The 16,573-nt window shown below is 71.2% G+C and carries 13 protein-coding genes and 1 tRNA gene; 8 read left to right on the top strand and 6 right to left on the bottom strand.

Features of this window, described 5'->3' with window-relative positions:
- Positions 1-71: 71 nt before the first annotated feature.
- The 4 genes from HC031_RS05430 to HC031_RS05415 are packed head-to-tail and all read right to left on the bottom strand — an operon-like array spanning position 72 to position 5,246.
- A complete protein-coding gene (locus HC031_RS05430; RefSeq protein WP_167924083.1) occupies positions 72-3,758 on the bottom strand; it encodes an adenylate/guanylate cyclase domain-containing protein in 3,687 nt (1,228 codons plus the stop codon).
- Complete coding sequence (locus tag HC031_RS05425; protein ID WP_167924082.1) at positions 3,755-4,561, bottom strand: MBL fold metallo-hydrolase; 807 nt, start codon at positions 4,559-4,561, stop codon at positions 3,755-3,757. The genes HC031_RS05430 and HC031_RS05425 overlap by 4 nt, the downstream gene beginning before the upstream one ends.
- Positions 4,562-4,620: 59 nt before the next feature.
- Positions 4,621-5,079 carry an Atu1372/SO_1960 family protein gene (locus HC031_RS05420; RefSeq protein ID WP_167924081.1) on the bottom strand — a complete coding sequence of 153 codons (459 nt, stop codon included), beginning with the start codon at positions 5,077-5,079 and terminating at the stop codon, positions 4,621-4,623.
- Positions 5,076-5,246: a Sp36 family protein gene (locus HC031_RS05415; RefSeq protein ID WP_167924080.1), complete on the bottom strand. Its 171-nt coding sequence runs from the start codon at positions 5,244-5,246 to the stop codon at positions 5,076-5,078. The genes HC031_RS05420 and HC031_RS05415 overlap by 4 nt, the downstream gene beginning before the upstream one ends.
- Positions 5,247-5,614: 368 nt before the next feature.
- Here HC031_RS05415 and HC031_RS05410 point away from each other — a divergent pair, with 368 nt between their 5' ends.
- The 3 genes from HC031_RS05410 (at position 5,615) to bagB (ending at position 8,309) form a co-directional block, all read left to right on the top strand.
- Complete coding sequence (locus tag HC031_RS05410) at positions 5,615-6,100, top strand: Rv0361 family membrane protein (RefSeq protein WP_167924079.1); 486 nt, start codon at positions 5,615-5,617, stop codon at positions 6,098-6,100.
- 13 nt (positions 6,101-6,113) lie between these two features.
- A complete protein-coding gene (gene bagA, locus HC031_RS05405; protein ID WP_167924078.1) occupies positions 6,114-7,073 on the top strand; it encodes an ATPase BagA in 960 nt (319 codons plus the stop codon).
- A gap of 90 nt (positions 7,074-7,163) precedes the next feature.
- Entirely contained in the window at positions 7,164-8,309 is a 1,146-nt protein-coding gene (bagB, locus tag HC031_RS05400; RefSeq protein WP_167924077.1) for an ArsA family ATPase, read from the top strand.
- Between the two features lie 219 nt (positions 8,310-8,528).
- Here bagB and HC031_RS05395 read toward each other — a convergent pair whose 3' ends face one another.
- The gene (locus HC031_RS05395) at positions 8,529-8,858 is read right to left on the bottom strand and encodes a WhiB family transcriptional regulator (protein ID WP_167924076.1); all 330 of its coding nucleotides are present in this window, start codon (positions 8,856-8,858) and stop codon (positions 8,529-8,531) included.
- A gap of 461 nt (positions 8,859-9,319) precedes the next feature.
- Between HC031_RS05395 and HC031_RS05390 the strand changes: the two genes are divergently transcribed.
- Positions 9,320-11,818: a penicillin-binding protein gene (locus HC031_RS05390; RefSeq protein ID WP_167924431.1), complete on the top strand. Its 2,499-nt coding sequence runs from the start codon at positions 9,320-9,322 to the stop codon at positions 11,816-11,818.
- A 93-nt stretch (positions 11,819-11,911) separates the two neighbouring features.
- Here the strand turns inward: HC031_RS05390 and HC031_RS05385 are convergent, their stop codons facing one another.
- Positions 11,912-12,364 (bottom strand): GatB/YqeY domain-containing protein, encoded by a 453-nt coding sequence (locus HC031_RS05385; RefSeq protein ID WP_167924075.1) that lies wholly within the window; start codon positions 12,362-12,364, stop codon positions 11,912-11,914.
- Between the two features lie 54 nt (positions 12,365-12,418).
- Between HC031_RS05385 and HC031_RS05380 the strand changes: the two genes are divergently transcribed.
- From HC031_RS05380 to HC031_RS05365, 4 genes are all read left to right on the top strand, one after another.
- Entirely contained in the window at positions 12,419-13,315 is an 897-nt protein-coding gene (locus HC031_RS05380) for a metallophosphoesterase (protein ID WP_167924074.1), read from the top strand.
- Positions 13,312-14,460, top strand: coding sequence for an alpha/beta hydrolase family protein (locus HC031_RS05375; RefSeq protein ID WP_167924073.1), 1,149 nt, complete (start codon positions 13,312-13,314; stop codon positions 14,458-14,460). The genes HC031_RS05380 and HC031_RS05375 overlap by 4 nt, the downstream gene beginning before the upstream one ends.
- A gap of 50 nt (positions 14,461-14,510) precedes the next feature.
- A tRNA-Pro gene (locus HC031_RS05370) sits at positions 14,511-14,587 on the top strand.
- A gap of 629 nt (positions 14,588-15,216) precedes the next feature.
- On the top strand, positions 15,217-16,573 hold a 1,357-nt coding region (locus tag HC031_RS05365; protein ID WP_205862321.1), incomplete at its 3' end, for a DUF8189 domain-containing protein.

Raw genomic sequence — 16,573 nt, 5'->3', positions numbered from 1 at the left:
TACGCCAGCGGTCGGACGAGCAGCGTCAGATGGTCGTCAGCGTTACAAACGTGACCGTCGTAACAGGTGGGTCACGACAGGGCCGACAGTACGGCCTGGGTCACCGCGCGCTCCGAGACCTGCTGGGTCGCCTGGGCTTCGCGCAGCGCGGCGGAGGCGACCGTCAGCGCCTCGGCGGGCTGCCCCACCGCGGCCAGGGCGCGCGCGAGCGCCCGCCCCGCGTGGACCCGGCTGCGGACGTCCTCGCCGGGCGTCGCGACCGCGCGCCGCGCCCACTCCAGCGCCTCCTCGGGCCGGCCGGCGGCGAGCAGCGCCTCCGCGTAGTACGCGACCGCCTCCCGGCGCGGGTACAACAACGACGGCACATCGGCCAGTGCGGCCACACCCTTGAGGAGCTCGACCGCTCCGGCCGCGTCGCCGGCCGCCAACCGGGCGGCTGCCAGCAGCGCCCGCGGGCCGACGTGCGCCGGCTCCAGCACGTCGTGCGGCTCGACGACGGCGAGGGCCGCCCGGGCATCCACCTCCGCCGCCTCCGCGTCGCCGTGGGAGACGTGTACGAAGCCCCGGATCGTACGGGCCATGCCGATCAGCAGCGGGTGACCGGTCTTCTCCCCGTACTCGAGCGCGTCGCTGAGCAGGTCGGTCGCGTGCGACGACTCGCCGAGCCCGCGCGCGACGACACCCCGTACGACCAGCGCGAGGCCGCGCCCCCAGTCGTCGTCGGCCGCGGCGAAGTCCCGATAGGACCGGCGCGCCTCCCGGTCGGCCTCCGCCAGCTCGCCCAGCTCGGCCGCGGCGAACGCCTCGACCGAGCGCAGGGTGCCCACCGCCCACGCCTCACCCACCCGCTCACCGAACGGCAGGAACACCCGGGCGAGCCGGCGCGCCTCGGTCAGCCGCCCGGCGAGCATGCGCACGAACGCGGTGGTACCGCGCAGCCAGGCCCGTCCGACCGGATCATTGAGTTCGGCGAACTTACGTGCCGACCGGCCGAGGGTGAGATCCGCGCCGGCGAAGTCGCCGCGGGTGGTGGTGACCCACGCCAGGTTCTGCAACGACCAGGCCTGGCTGCGCCGGTCCCCCGTCTCGACGGCGAGCTGGTACGCCGCGGCGAACCGCTCGCCGGCCTCCGCCAGCCGCCCGGCCAGGTAGTCGCCCATGCCGATCCGGCGCATCGCCTCGGCGCGCTCGGCCGGCCGGCCGGCCACGGTCGCCGCCTCGAGCGCCTCCTGCCAGGTGATGTACGCCCGCTCCGGGTCGCCCATCATCCGGTACGCCCGGCCGGCCAGCAGCAGCGCGCCGGACCGGACCGCGGGCTCGTCCGCCGCATTGGCGGCGATCTTCTCGGCGTACCCGAGCGCCTCGGTGACCCGGCCGATCTGCAGCAGCGCGCGGGCGTGGATGAGCCGGTCGGCCGGGGACAGGTTGCCGCCGGCCAGCTTCGCGGCCCGTTCGGCGTGGGCCGACGCCTGGGACGGTTCACCGCTGACGAGCGCCTTGCGGGCCAACCGGCCGAGCACGGCGACGCCGAGCGGCGCCACGGCGCGTACGGCCGCGTCGGAGCGCAGGCCCACGGCGTCGGCGAGGGCGGTCGCCCGCTCGGCGTGCTCGGCGACGAAAGCGTCCGCCGCCTCGGCTGTCATGCCCACCCGTCCGGGCCGCGGCACACCCGGCTGGGGTCGCGCGGAGGGGTCGGGGTCGGCCGCCCACCGGGCGAGCAGCGCGTGCCGCTCGGCCAGGTCGGCCTTGCCGACGCCGGCGTACGCGGCTTCGCGCAGCAACGGCGTCGCGAAGGCGTACCCGCCCTTGACCCGGCGCAGCATCCGGCGTTGCAGCAGCTCCTCGATCGCCCGGTTGAGCTCGACGGCCGCCGCGGCCGACGGCCGGCCGCCGGGCTCACCCGCGCGCAGCGCTTCCAGCGCCCCGGCCGGCACGGTGTCACCGACCACCGCGGCGTCGCGGAGCACCGCGCGGGCCTGGGGCGGCAGGGCGTCGATACGCGCGGCGAGGACCGCGGCGAGGTCGCGGGAGAGCAGGCGGCCGCCGAGCGAACCGGGGGCCAGCTGCCACGTCTGGCCGTTTCTGCTCAGCCGGCCCCGCTCCTGCAGCAGCGTGACGAGTTCGGCGAGGTAGAAGGCGTTGCCCTGGGCGGTGGCCAGCAGCCGGTCCTCGTCGGCCTGCGCCAGCCGGCCGCCGCCGAGGTAGTTGGTGAGCAGGCGGGCGGCGTCCGCACCGCGCAGCGGCGGGAGCGCGCTCACCTCCGCGTCGGCGAACCGGTTGAGGATACCCGCGGTACGCATCAGCTCCGGCCGCCCGAGCAGGAGCGTGAGCACGGGGCCGGACACCCGCGACAGCGTGACGCCGAGCGCGTCGACGGTGTCCGGGGTGGCGTCGTGCAGGTCGTCCACGACGATCAGCAGCGGCTCCTCGGCGGCGAGCGCCGACAGCAGGCCGGCCACGGCTGCCGGGATGGCCTCCAGGTCGAGGTCGTCGACCGGCCCGGCGCTGGCGCCCCAGCCACCCCGCGCGCCGGCCGGCCCGGCCCACGCCGTCCGGCCGGCCGAACCGCCGGGTTCGGAGTGGTCCACCTCGCCGTACCCGATGAGCGTCAGCAGCAGGTCGATCGCCAGCCGCGGCTCCGCACCGGCGGCGGTCGCCACGGCACCGGCCGCGACCTCCTCGCCGACCGGTCCGACCGGTCCGGCCGGTCGCCGGCTGCGCGCCTGCCGCGCCAGCCGCTGGCCGAGCCGGCGCAGCCGCTCCTCGACCTGCTCGCGGGTGGTGGCGGTGTCGTTGGGCAGGCCGATGGCGGCCCGTACGAGGTCGGCGAGGGGCGCGAGGCGGCGGCGCTCACCGAACGCGGCGCAGTGCACCGACAGCACCCGGGCGCCGATGCTGGGGGCGAAGCCGGCGGCCTGGTACCCGGTGGCGAAGCGCTCCACCTCGGCGGCGAACCGGGTCTTACCCAGGCCTGCCTCACCGGTCATGATCAGGATGCGGGCCTCCTGCCGGTCGACGACCTCGGCCAGCCGGCCGGCGACCCGCCCCAGCTCGGTCTCCCGGCCCACGAACGGCGCCTCGTCGCCCAGCCCGGACCGGGTGCCGGGCGCGTCGAGCAGGCCCAGCAGCTCGTACGCCTCGACGGGCTCGCGCTTGCCCTTGAGCCGCAGCGGGCGCAGCGCCCGCCAGGACGCGACGTGCCGGGTCACCGCGGCCGTGACGGAGCCGGCGTAGATGGCACCGACCGCCGCCGCGTCGGCGAGCCTCGCCGCGGTGTTCACGGTGTCGCCGATGACCGTGTACTCCAGCGCGGCCTGCACGCCGGCGACCACGTCACCGGTGTTCAAGCCCACGCGCAGGCCCAGCGGAGCACCACCGCCACGCTCGTCGTCGAGGACCCGGCGGACCGCCTGCTGCATCGACAGCGCGGCGCGGATGGCCCGCTCGGCGTCGTCCTCGTGCGCCACCGGCGCGCCGAAGACGGCCATGATCCCGTCGCCGGTGAGCTTGTCCACGTGTCCGCCGAACGTCTTGACCGAGCCGGCCAGGGCCGCGAGAACCCGGTCGGTGACCGCGCCGACCCGCTCCGGGTCGACGTCCTCGGCCCAGGCGGTGAAGTCGGACAGGTCACCGAACAGGACGGTGACGATGCGGCGCTCGGCGGCGGGGAGGGTGGCCGCGGCCGGCAGGGCCGATCCGCAGTTGTGGCAGAACCGCGCGCCGGGCACGGCGACGGTTCCGCACACAGGACAGGTCACGGCTGGTCCAACTCTGCCGGTGACCCGCTGGATTCCCGCTCCTGCTCGCTTTCGAGATAGGCCAACTGCGCCCGCACGGACAGCTCCGCCGCCGGCCACAGGACCGGGTCGACGTCGGCGTAGACGACCCGTACGACGTCGGGCGCGGTCTGCGCGCCGGCGGTCCACGCCGCGCGTATCTGTTCCAAACGGGCCAGGCGGTGCTCGAGGTAGTACGCGGTGGCGACGGCGCAGTCGGCGAGGGCGGGCCCGTGGCCGGGAAGGACCGGTACCGGGCCCTGCGCCCGGAGCCGGCGCAGGCTGCTGAGGTAGTCGCCGAGGTCGCCGTCGGGCCAGGCCACGACGGTGGTGCCCCGCCCGAGGACCGTGTCGCCGGTGAAGACGACGTCGCGGACGCGGTAGCTGACGGAGTCGTGGGTGTGCCCCGGAGTGAAGATCACCTCGAGCCCGGCGATCTCCTCCCCCGGGTGTTCCCGCAGCGGCGGGGCGGCGACGCAGTGCTGCGGGTCCGAGCCGACCACGGGAACGCCGCCGAGCATCTCCGACAGCCGGGCGGCGCCCTCGACGTGGTCGGCGTGACCGTGGGTGAGCAGGATGAGGTCGATCGGCGCGCTGGCCGCGATCGCGGCCAGGTGACCGTCGTCGGCCGGCCCCGGGTCGATGACGACCCGGTGCTCCGGCAACACCCAGGTGTTGGTGCCGTCGAGCGTCATCGGGCCCGGATTCGGCGCACGCAGCAGCGTGACCCAGGGCGGCAGCGCGTCGAGCGGCGCCGCCGTGGGCGCGGTCACATGCGTCACCATGCTCTGGATGGTACGGCGGCGACCAAACCCGCTGGCGAACGGGAGGTTGAGCCCGCCTGTCAGCTGACCTCGAAGATCGCCTCGACCTCGACGGGCGCGCCGAGCGGCAGCTCGGCGACGCCGACCGCGCTGCGCGCGTGCCGACCGGCCTCGCCGAACACGGCGCCGAACAGCTCGCTGGCACCGTTGATCACACCCGGCTGCCCGGTGAAGCCCTCGGCCGACGCGACGAAACCGACCACCTTGACGACCTTGACGATCCGCTCGAGACCGACGAGTGAGTCGGCCGCGGCGAGGGCGTTGAGGGCGCACTGCCGGGCGAGCTCGGCGGCCCGCTCGGGCGTCACCTCGCGGCCGACCTTGCCGGTTGCCATCAGCTGCCCCTCAGCCATCGGCAGCTGGCCGGAGACGTACACGTGGTTGCCCGACTGCACGGCCGGCACGTAGGCCGCCACCGGCGGCACCACCGCGGGCAGCTTCAGGCCCAGCTCGGCCAGCTTCTCCCTCGCTCCGCTCACTGTCCACCCTCCGCCGCGCGCGGTCGCTTGAGGTACGCGACGAGCTGGTCGGGGTTCGGCCCCGGCACGACGGCGACCAGCTCCCAGCCGTCCTCACCCCAGTTGTCCAGAATCTGCTTGGTCGCGTGGACCAGCAACGGCACTGTGGCGTACTCCCACTTCTGCATCGCTCGAGGGCTCCCTGACTACGGTGGCTACGCCCGACAGCCTACGGGCTGCCGGCGCGGTCCGGCCGCGAAGGTACGGCCGTCAGCCGAACGTACCCCGGAAGGAGCAACCAAGATCGTCACTCCCCGCACCGAACGGCGGTCATCGCTGGATGGCGTCGCCGACTACCCTTGGCACGGCCATATCCCGTCGGCCACCCGGACCCCTTGAAGGGGGGAAATTGAGCCAGCCGCCCGGATACCCACCGTCACCCGGTGAACCGCAGGGCTCCGGTGTGCCGCAGTCGCCGCCGTTCGCGCCGGCCGGCGTCCCGTTCCCATCGGCCGGTGCCCCGTTCCCACCGGCCAGTGGATCTCAGCCACCGTTCATGCCGGTCGTGCCGGCTGGCGGGCCTCAGCCGCCCCGACGGCGCCGGGCGCTGCTGATCACCTCGGTCGTCCTCGGCGTCGTGCTGCTGCTGTGTGGCGGAGGCGGCGTCACGGCGTACTTTCTGGTCAAGAACATCGGCGGCAGTGGCACCGCGACGCCGACGGCGGCGGTCGACGGCTTCCTCACCGCCGTCTTCCGTGACCACGACGTGGACAAGGCCAACCGGTACGTCTGCGCGGAGTCGCGCGACAAGGCGGCCCTGGGCAAGAAGATCGATGAGCTGCGCTCGTACGAGCAGCAGTACAAGTCGCCGCGGTACACCTGGCCGACGCCCAACGTCCAGTCGCGCAAGGACAAGACGGCGACCCTGACCGTACCCATCAAGATCACGACGGCGGACGAGCGGACCGCCGAGAAGCGGCTGAAGTTCGTGGCCGTCGACGAGTCCGGCTGGTGGGTTTGCGAAGTCGGTGACGCGGGGTAGCTACGCTCGGAGCGTGGCTACCCAAGAGCACGCCGGCTGGCCGGCCCGCCTGAACGTGGTGACCGGCAAAGGCGGCACCGGCAAGACCACTGTCGCGGCCGCGCTGGCCATCGCCCTCGCGACCGGCGGCCGCCGGGTGCTCCTCGTCGAGGTCGAGGGCCGGCAGGGCATCGCCCAGCTGTTCGAGCTGCCACCCCTGCCCTACGAGGAGCGGGTCATCGCGGCCGCGCCCGGCGGCGGCGAGGTGAACGCGCTCGCCATCGACGCTGAGCAGGCACTGCTGGAGTACCTGGACATGTTCTACCGGCTCGGCATGGCCGGCCGGGCCCTGCAGAAGATGGGCGCCATCGACTTCGCGACCACCATCGCGCCGGGCATGCGCGACGTTCTGCTCACCGGAAAGCTCAAGGAGGCGGTCACCCGTACGGTCGACGGCCGCCGGGTGTACGACGCCGTCGTCGTCGATGCGCCGCCCACCGGCCGGATCGGCCGCTTCCTCAACGTGACCGCCGAGACGGCGCGACTGGCGAAGGTGGGCCCGATCAAGTCGCAGAGCGAGGGCGTCTCGGCCGTCCTGCGCTCCCCGATGACCGCCGTGCACGTCGTCACCATGCTGGAAGAGATGCCGGTACAGGAGACCACCGACGCGATCGTGGAGCTGCGGGGGCTCGGCATCCCGATCGGGTCGGTGATCGTCAACGCGACCCGCGCGCCCATGCTCGCCGGCGTGCGGGTGAGCCAGGCGGAGATCCGCCGGGGGCTGACCCAGGCCGGAGTGTCGGCCGACCGGGACACCGTTGCCGGCCTGGTGACCGAGGCGAAGGCGTACCAGACCCGCCTCGGGGTGGAGGCCGCGCTCCGCGACGACCTGGCCGCGCTGGGCCGCCCGGTAGTGGAGCTGCCCGCCCTGGTCGACGGGGTGACCCGCGAGGGGCTCGACATCCTCGCCCGCACGCTGCTTCGCGCGAGCTGAGCGTGTGACCCGCTGCAGAGTGTGACAAGGGGCGCTGTGACCGACGGATCGTGTGGCTTCGACGGCGTGGCCGGATACGCTCGCACCGTGATGTCCGACCACGCTGGGCGACTACGCAGCCCTCAACTGGACGTCGACAAGCTCCTGGCCGACCCCGGGATCCGCATCGTCGTCTGCTGCGGCTCCGGCGGCGTGGGCAAGACCACGACGGCGGCCGCGCTGGGGCTGCGGGCGGCTGAGCGGCACGGCCGGCGCACGGTCGTGCTGACCATCGACCCGGCCCGCCGGCTCGCCCAGTCCATGGGTCTGAGCGCGCTCGACAACACTCCCCGGCAGGTCAAGGGCGTCGATGGCGACGGCGGCGGCGAACTGCACGCCATGATGCTGGACATGAAGCGGACCTTCGACGAGGTCGTGCTCGCGCACACCGACGCGCAGAAGGCCGAAGAGATCTTCGCCAACCCCTTCTACCAGGCCATGAGCTCGACCTTCTCCGGCACTCAGGAGTACATGGCGATGGAGAAGCTGGGGCAGTTGCGCGCGCGTGGGGAGTGGGACCTGATCGTGGTCGACACCCCGCCGTCCCGGTCGGCGCTCGACTTCCTCGACGCCCCGGCCCGACTGTCCCGCTTCCTCGACGGCCGGATGATCCGGATGCTGCTCGTACCGGCCCGGGTCAGCGGCCGGAGCATGTTCAAGCTGGCGTCGGCGTCGTTCGGGCTGTTCACCCGGGCGGTGACGAAGGTGCTCGGCACCCAGCTGCTCACCGACGTGTCGACCTTCGTGGCCGCGCTCGACTCGATGTTCGGCGGGTTCCGGGAGCGCGCCGAGCGTACGTACCGGATCCTCCAGAACAAGGAGACGGCGTTCCTGGTCGTCGCGGCTCCCGAGCCGGACGCGATCCGGGAGGCGGCCTACTTCGCCGACCGGCTCGCGCACGAGCAGATGCCGTTGACGGGCCTGGTGCTCAACCGGGTGACGACCGTCGCGGCGCCGGCGATCAGTGCGGAGACCGCGCAAGCGGCGGCCGTACGCCTCGACGGACAGTCCGTGACGGCGGACGTGATGCGGGTGCACTCGGCGCTGGTCGAGCAGCGGGCCCGGCAGCGCGCGGTCACGGAGCGGTTCGTGTCGGCGTATCCGAAGGTCCCCGTGGTGGAGGTGCCGGTGCAGGCGGCCGACGTCCACGATCTCGACGGGCTGCGCGAGATCGGGCGGTCGCTGTCGGGCGCCTGAGGGCGGCAGCGGGGACGACGGCACGGCGGCGCCACGGCACACAGGCATGGCGGCGCAAAGGGCATGGCGGCGCACAGGTACGGCGGCGCACCGGTGCGGCGCCGTGGGGACGGCGCGGCGCGGCCGACCGGCGTCCGGCCGGGCCGCTACGGCGCGTCGCAGGTGAGAACGGTTGGCGCGGCCGGGTCCCGCGGCCGCGCCCGCCGACGATGTCGCAGGTCAGCCCGCGGCCACCAGTTCCTTCTCGACGTCCTTTTCGACTGACGGCAGCTTCCCGGTCTCTTTGACCATCGCGGCTTCGAAAGTCTTGCGCCAGTTGGTGATGTGCGGGTGGCGACGCAGCAGCGCCCGCCGTTCCCGCTCGGTCATGCCGCCCCAGACACCGAACTCGATGCGGTTGTCGAGGGCGTCAGCGAGGCACTCGTTGCGCACCGGGCAGCCCCGGCAGATCCGCTTCGCGACGTTCTGCTCCGCGCCCTGGACAAACAGCGCATCCGGGTCGCCATTTCGGCAAGCCGCCATGCTCGGCCAGTCGACGACCATCGTCATCTCGTATGTCCCCCCTTGAAAAGCCCCCCCGGGCCTATAACACCCAAGCGGTTGTACGGCCACCGCCGGCGCAGATCGCGACCCCACACCGCAACCCGCTAATTCCGACATCAGCCGCCAATCGCCCCCCTCTCGCCGGCGACTACCTCTCCAGGCCCGGAGAGATGGATCGGTCCCCACCGATCATCATCCTCGGTAGTCGCTCGGTTACGCAAAGTCGTTCCGCATCAGACTAGTGTCGCACCTGAGTAGCGCCAAACATGCTAAACAGGACTTTTCTACTTTCCGATCTCATCGGATACCGAAACGGGTCGTCCAAATCGGCACACATTCCAGCCGACCGACGGACGGGGGTCCGACTCACACCGCAATGCTGAGAGTCATCCGTCTATCACAACGAGGCCTGTTTGAGAAAGGACGCGGTCTATTGCGTCGTCCCGTACCCTGTGCGCGTGACATGGATGCGCAAGCGCGATCATGGTGTGTTCGTCAACACCGCATCACTTCTCGTCTGCGGTCTGCTCGCGGGAATCGTGGTTGCCGCGGCCGCCTTCCCGGTCGTTGCTGTCTCCGGCCTGGCCGCCAAGGCCAGCGTCGACGCGTTCGACAATCTTCCGTCAACGCTCACTGAGCTGCCGCCGCCACAGATCTCCTATGTGTACGCCTCGGACGCCAAGACGCTGCTCGCCATGTTCTACGACGAAAACCGCCGCGACGTTCACCTCACCGACATCGCGCCGGTCATGCAGCAGGCGATCGTCGCCGCGGAGGACCAGAGGTTCTACCAGCACCACGGTGTCGACATGAAGGGCGTGGCCCGGGCCGCGGTCGCCAACGGCAACTCCTCCGGGCAGGTCTCGCAGGGCGCATCCACCCTGACCCAGCAGTACGTGCGGCAGGCCCTGACCTACTCGGCGCGCACCAACGAGGAGATCGTCGCCGCGACCGAGCAGACGCCGGCGCGCAAGCTCCGCGAGATGAAGTACGCGCTGGCCATCGAGAAGAAGTACAACAAGCAGCAGATCCTGGAGCGCTACCTCAACATCTCCAGCTTCGGCCACGGCGCGTACGGCGTCTACGCCGCCAGCGAGGTCTACTTCGGCAAGGACCCCAAGGACCTGACGTTGGGAGAGGCCTCCCTGCTCGCCGGTCTGGTCAAGGCGCCGTCGGCGTACGACCCGGCCGACCCCGACAAGCTTACGTTGGCGCTCCAGCGCCGCGACTACGTGCTGCGCCAGATGGTCACGCTGAAGTACATCACCCAGCAGCAGGCGGACGAGGCCAAGGCCGCGAAGCTCACGATCGTCGGGAAGCGGTCACCGGAGGGCTGTGCCTCCATGCCCAGCCAGGACACCGGCGCCGGATTCTTCTGCGACTTCCTGTACCGCTGGTGGTTGGAACAGCCCGACTTCGGCGCCGACGCCTTCGCGCGGGAGAACAAGCTCAAGAGCGGTGGATATAAGATCATCAGCTCGCTCGACGTCGGTACCCAGACGGCGCTGAAGAAGAACGTCGAGAACGCGCTCGCCACGGGCAGCCCGTACGCCGTCATGACGGCGGCGGTCGAGCCGGGCACCGGCAAGGTCCTCGGCCTCGCGACCAACCGCAACTTCAGCAACGACCAGAGCCACAACGGGTCAAACACCAACCCGTACAAGAAGGGGCAGGTCGGCAACTATCCGAACACGACCGCACCCCTGCTGACCGGCGGCGGTGACATCGTCGGTTACCAGGCCGGCTCCACGTTCAAGATGTTCACGATGGTCGCCGCCCTGGAGAAGGGGTACAACCTCGACTACACCATCAACACCACCTCGCCGTACAAGTCGAAGTACCCGGTCCTCAGCGGGGACGCCTGCGGCGGCATGTACTGCCCGGTCAACGCCACCCCGAGCTGGATGAACGGCCCGCGCAACATGTGGACCGGCTTCGGCCGCTCCGTCAACACGTACTTCGTCCCACTGGAAGAGCGGGTGGGCGCCGAGAACGCGGTCGACGTCGCCAAGCGCCTGGGCATCCAGTTCCGGGCCCGCAGCAACGATCCCAAGAATGCCGCCGACTACGAGCTCGCCAACAGCCCCGGTTACGCCAACGGCTGGGGAGCCTTCACCCTCGGCGTGAGCGCCACCACCCCACTGGATCTGGCCAACGCGTACGCGACCCTTGCGGCCGACGGCACCTACTGCGCGCCGACCCCGATCTCCGAGATCCGCGACATGGACGACAAGAAGCTGGATCTGGCGAAACCGCAGTGCCACGAGGTCGTGAAGCCGGACGTGGCGCGGGCGGCCGTCGACGCGGCGCGCTGCCCGCTGGGCGACCAGTCGGCGTTCGGCCGCTGCGACGGGGCGACCGGCCAGGAGGTGCGCGGCATCGTCAAGCGCCCGGTGGCGGGCAAGACCGGTACCACCGACGGCGACAAGACGGCGACGCTCGTCGCGATGACCAAGCAGATCGCGATCGCCGGCATCCTCGGCGATCCCGACTGGCCGCTCACCGACCGGCTCCGGCCCGCCCTCGGCGACCCGCACAAGTACGTCAACAAGGCGGTGGAGTACGCGCTGCGCGACGCGATGGCCGACAAGCCGGCGGTCAACTTCACGGCGCCGAGCAAGGACATGGCGTTCGGCAAGCGCACCAGCGTCCCGGCCGTGGCGTGCAAGTCGGTCGCGGACGCCAAGAGCGCCATACGCCGGGTCGGGTTCGACGTGACGGTCGACCCCGATCCGGTCGCCTCCGACTGTCCGGCCGGCTCCGTGGCCAAGACCGAGCCGGCCGGCGACACGAGCCGTGGCAGCCTTGTCACGATCTATGTGAGCAAGGGTGGCGGCAACCAGGATTCCAACCAGGGCCAGGGTGGGGGCGCCGGTACGGTCCGCGATCCCAACCAGGGCACCGGCCCGCCGCGCAATCAGAATCCGCGCTGCAAACTCTTCCCGGCGCTCTGCGGGACGTTCTGAGCGGATGTGACTCGCAACGACGAAAAAGGGAGTGGGTGGGCCCCGTCGGCCCACCCACTCCCTTTTTCGCAAGCCCCAGCCTGACGCGGCAGGTCAGCCGGCCAACTGGCGGCGCACCTCGGCCGCGACCCGGCCTCCCTCGGCCCGTCCGGCCACCGCGGCCTGAGCGGCCTTCATCGCCGGCCCCATGCTCTTCGGACCCGCAAAGTCCCCCTCGGCCAGCGCCTTCGAGACAATGTCGGCCAACTCCCGGTCCGACAGCTGCGAAGGCAGGTACCGGGAGATGATCTCCTCCTCGGCGCGCTCCTTGTCGGCCTGCTCGGTGCGGCCGGCGTCGGCGAACGCCGTCGCCGCCTCCCGCCGCTTCTTGGCCTCCTTGGTCAGCACCGACAGCACCTCGTCGTCGGACAGCTCGCGGGCGGCGGGTCCGGCCACCTCGGCGGCGCGCACGGCCGCGATCGCCATTCGCAGCGTCGACGTGAGCAGTTCATCGCGCGCCTTCATCGCGGCGTGCAGGTCCTCTTCGAGCCGTCCTTTGAGCGTCATGTCCAAGAAGCTACCGAAACCGCCGGGCCGACACCGCCGGATAATCTGGCAAGCATGGCCAAGCGATCCACTCTCCGTCGCGTGACGGCCGGCGTGACCATGGTCGGCGCCGCCACGCTCGCGTACGCCTCGCTCGTCGAGCGGAACCTGTTCACCCTGCGCCGCTACGACGTGCCGGTGCTCGCCCCCGACGCGGAGCCGCTGCGGATCCTGCACCTGTCCGACCTGCACATGACCCCGGGCCAGCACCGCAAGCAGAGCTGGGTCGCCGAGCTGGCCGCAGTCGACCCCGACCTGGTCATCGTGACCGGCGACAACATGGCGCACGTCGACGCGGTGCCAGCTGTGCTGCGGGCCTACGAGCCGCTCTTCGACCGTCCCGGCGCGTTCGTGTTCGGCTCCAACGACTACCACGGCCCGGTCCTGAAGAACCCCTTCGGGTACTTCCAGAAGGACCGGGAGTATGTGCAGGGCGTGGCCCTGCCGGCCGACGAGTTGCGGGACGCGCTGGTCGGAGCCGGCTGGGCCGACCTGAACAACGCCCGTACCACGATCAAGGCCGGTGGTCGCGTCATCGAGCTGGTCGGCGTCGACGACCCGCACGTGGGCCGCGACGACTACCCCTCGGTGGCCGGGCCGGCCGACCCGACGGCCGACGTGCACCTCGCGCTGGCCCACTCGCCCGAGCCGCCGGTGGTCAACGCGATGGCGGCCGACGGGTTCGATCTGATCCTCGCCGGGCACACGCACGGCGGCCAGGTCTGCGTACCGTTCGTCGGCGCGCTGGTCACCAACTGCGGGCTCGATCGCCGGATGGCCAAGGGGCTGCACCGCTGGCCGGGTTCGGACGCGCTGCTGCACGTGTCGGCCGGGCTGGGCACCCACCCGACCGCGCCCGTACGGTTCGCCTGCCGGCCCGAGGCGTCGGTGCTCACGTTGATCCCGCGATGACTGTCGAACCGGTCGTCGCACCGACGTCCATCCGCCGCTGGCCGCGCTTCACCGCGTACGGGCTGGCGGGCCTCGCCCTGCTGGTCCCGACGAGCACGGCGAGCGCCGGCTGGTACTTCGCCAACCAGGTGCTGGACGCCCGGCCTCGGGAGTACCCGCTCGAGGTCCGGGGCTTCGACGGTGAGCTGGTGACCCTGAACCGCACCGAGGACACCCTGTGCGACGTGCCGTACGCGCTGCTCTGGCCGACCGGCCACGCCCGGCTCGGCTCGGTCGTACGGGCCGACCGGACCGGCGTCGTACGCCGTGTGGAAGAAATCACACGGGGCACCCTGCAGGCCGGTGCACGGGCCGCGCTGAGCAGCGCCGTGTTCGACGGAGACCCGCTGACGAGCAGGGGGCTGAACTTCGACGAGGTGACGGTGCCGGGCGAGCTGGGTCCGCTGCCGGCCTGGCTGGTCCCCGGTACCTCGTCGGCCTGGGTCATCGCGGTACACGGCCGAGGTGGCAGCCGGGCCGAGGCGCTACGGGCCCTGCCGACCCTGGCTGAGCTGGGATTGCCGACCCTGGTGATCACGTACCGCAACGACGAGGGCGCGCCGTCCAGCGCCGACCGCCGCTACCATCTCGGCGCCACGGAGTGGCGAGACGTGGCCGCGGCCGTGTCGTACGCCCGCTCACAGGGCGCCTCGGACGTGATCCTGTTCGGCTGGTCCATGGGTGGCGCGGCAACGATGATGACGCTGCGACAGGCTCCTGAGGCCGCTTTCGTGCGTGCGGTCGTCCTGGACTGCCCCGCCCTCGACTGGAGCGCGACGCTGCGGCTCAACGGCCGGCGCCGCAACCTTCCGGCGCCGCTGACCTGGGCCGCGCTGCGCCTGGTGGAGCAGCGCATCGGGACCACGCTGACGGACCTCAACCAGGTCCGCCATGTCGGGTCACTGCGGGTACCCACGCTGGTCTTCCTCGATCAGGACGACGTCCTCGTCGATCCGGCGCCGACCCGGCTGTTCGCGCGGCTGCGTCCGGACCTGGTACGGCTGGTGGAGACCGCCGGCGGCGGGCACACCCGGTCGTGGAACGTGGATCCGGCCCGGTACGAGGCCGAACTGGCGAGTTTCCTCAGGGCGGTCGCGCCGGGGTGATACCCCCGGTTGCTCTTGGCGTTCCGTAAGCTACTATTGCTCGGCACGCTCGGGGTGTGGCGCAGCTTGGTAGCGCGCTTCGTTCGGGACGAAGAGGTCGTCGGTTCAAATCCGGCCACCCCGACCAGAGAAAGTGCAAGGTCAAGGCCCCTCTCCGGAGGGGCCTTCCTCGTCTTCGGGGCCTTCATCCGTGATCGAAGGCGGAAACCGGCGGGCGGGCCGGTAGGTCACGTCCCGCGAAAAGTGCCTTCCGTCTGGATGTGATGCGAGCTTGGTAAGCCCTGTCATTCCAGTCCGGAAGGCAGCTCGTGGCGGTCGCAATGCTCGTCTCCGGCCTCCTGTAACAGGCGGGTCGAGCGGGGCTCCGCGCCGGGGGACCTGGCCGTACAGCCAGGTAAGCCGGCCAGAGCCGACACCGCCCGAAAGGCATACGGACCGACAAGGGATTTTGCCCTCCCCGGCTCACAACCCGCCGCCACCGCTTTTGAAAACGCCGAACGCGCAGCAAAGCTGACCCAGCAAGATCATTGATCTGACGGTACGGCCCAATTGCGCCGACCGGTGGACACGTCAGTAGCACAGGCGGCGCTACAGTCCACAGTGGTTTTTGTCAAAATGCTGGCTGATTTTGGGTGTTTGATGGCATCAATTGAGTTCGACCGGCGAGACGGAGTCGTTGGCCGGTCGAGGGCGCGGCGATCCCGTGTCGGCTCGTTCGTGGTCGGATTGGCTGTGCTGGCCGCGTCGGGGAGCGTGGTGGTCCAAGCAGCTCAATCCCCGGCCGCCGCCAACCCGCCGCAGTCCGCGACGGTCGCCTACATCGCCAACTCCGACAACACCGTGTCGGTGGTCAACACCGCCAACAACGCCGTTACCGCCACGGTCCCGGTCGGCATGTACCCACAAGGTGTGACGGTCTCCCCGGACGGCGCTCGCGCCTACGTCACGAACATCGGCGGCACCGTTTCGGTGATCTCCACCGCCACCAGTACCGTGACCGGCACGATCTCCGTCGGCGCCAACCCGCTGTCCGGCGTGGCATTCACTCCCGACGGTACCCGTGCGTACGTCACCAGTACCGACGGCACCGTTTCAGTGATCGCCACCGCCACCGGCAAGGTGACCGCCAGGCTCTCCATCGGCCACCCGCTTTACGGTGTGGCAATCACTCCCGACGGCACCCGTGCCTACGTCACCAGAAGTGATGGCACCGTCTCGGTGATCGCCACCGCCAGCAACACGGTGCCCGCCACGATCCCCGTCGGCGCCAACCCGCACGGCGTGGCGATAACCCCCGACGGCGCCCGCGCGTACGTCACCAATGACGGTGGCAACACCGTGTCGGTGATCGCCACCACCAGCAACACGGTGACCGCCACAATCCCCGTCGGCGCCAACCCACGCGGCGTGGCGATAACTCCCAACGGTGCTCGCGCCTACGTTGCCAATATCGGCAACGGCTCCGTGTCGGTGATCGCCACCGCCAGCAACACGGTGACCGCCACGATCTCCGTCGGCGGCAACCCGCACGGCGTGGCGACAACCCCCGACGGCGCCCGCGCGTACGTCACCAACTCGTACTCCAACAGCGTTTCGGTTGTCGCCACCGCTAGTAACACGGTCACGAAGACCACTGCGGTCGGCCCGGCCCCCGTCGCGGTCGCCGTTGCGGCCGTCCCAGAACCCCTCACCCCGTCGTCGAACCCGGTGACGGTGTACAACTCCCACTCCGGCACCACCGAGGTCTACGCCCGCTCGAATACCGGCCACATCGTCTACCGGTACTACGCCAACGGCTGGTCGAACTGGATCGACCTCGGCGGCACCATCACCGGCGACCCGGCGGTGCTGTACAACCCCCGCTTCGGCACCACCGAGGTCTACGCCCGTACCAGCGCCAACCACATCGCCTACCGCTACCATGCCAACGCCTGGTCGAACTGGATCGACCTCGGCGGCACCATCACCGGCGACCCGGCGGTGCTCTACAACCCCCGCTTCGGCACCACCGAGGTCTACGCCAACACCAGCAGCGGCATCAGCTACCGCTACTACGCCAACAGCTGGTCCGGCTGGATCAACCTCGGCGGCACCGTAAGCGGCAACCCCGCGC

Source organism: Planosporangium thailandense, assembly GCF_011947195.1.
Classification (GTDB): Bacteria; Actinomycetota; Actinomycetes; order Mycobacteriales; family Micromonosporaceae; genus Planosporangium; species Planosporangium thailandense.
This window is presented reverse-complemented; position numbering and strand designations above follow the sequence as displayed.

Coding starts and splice junctions, on each gene's coding strand:
- HC031_RS05380 (WP_167924074.1), top strand. CDS start 12,419: ATGGCCAAGCGATCCACTCTCCGTCGCGTGACGGCCGGCGTGACCATG.
- HC031_RS05425 (WP_167924082.1), bottom strand. CDS start 4,561: ATGGTGACGCATGTGACCGCGCCCACGGCGGCGCCGCTCGACGCGCTG.
- bagB (WP_167924077.1), top strand. CDS start 7,164: ATGTCCGACCACGCTGGGCGACTACGCAGCCCTCAACTGGACGTCGAC.
- HC031_RS05385 (WP_167924075.1), bottom strand. CDS start 12,364: ATGACGCTCAAAGGACGGCTCGAAGAGGACCTGCACGCCGCGATGAAG.
- HC031_RS05390 (WP_167924431.1), top strand. CDS start 9,320: ATGCGCAAGCGCGATCATGGTGTGTTCGTCAACACCGCATCACTTCTC.
- HC031_RS05375 (WP_167924073.1), top strand. CDS start 13,312: ATGACTGTCGAACCGGTCGTCGCACCGACGTCCATCCGCCGCTGGCCG.
- HC031_RS05410 (WP_167924079.1), top strand. CDS start 5,615: ATGCCGGTCGTGCCGGCTGGCGGGCCTCAGCCGCCCCGACGGCGCCGG.
- HC031_RS05415 (WP_167924080.1), bottom strand. CDS start 5,246: ATGCAGAAGTGGGAGTACGCCACAGTGCCGTTGCTGGTCCACGCGACC.
- HC031_RS05395 (WP_167924076.1), bottom strand. CDS start 8,858: ATGACGATGGTCGTCGACTGGCCGAGCATGGCGGCTTGCCGAAATGGC.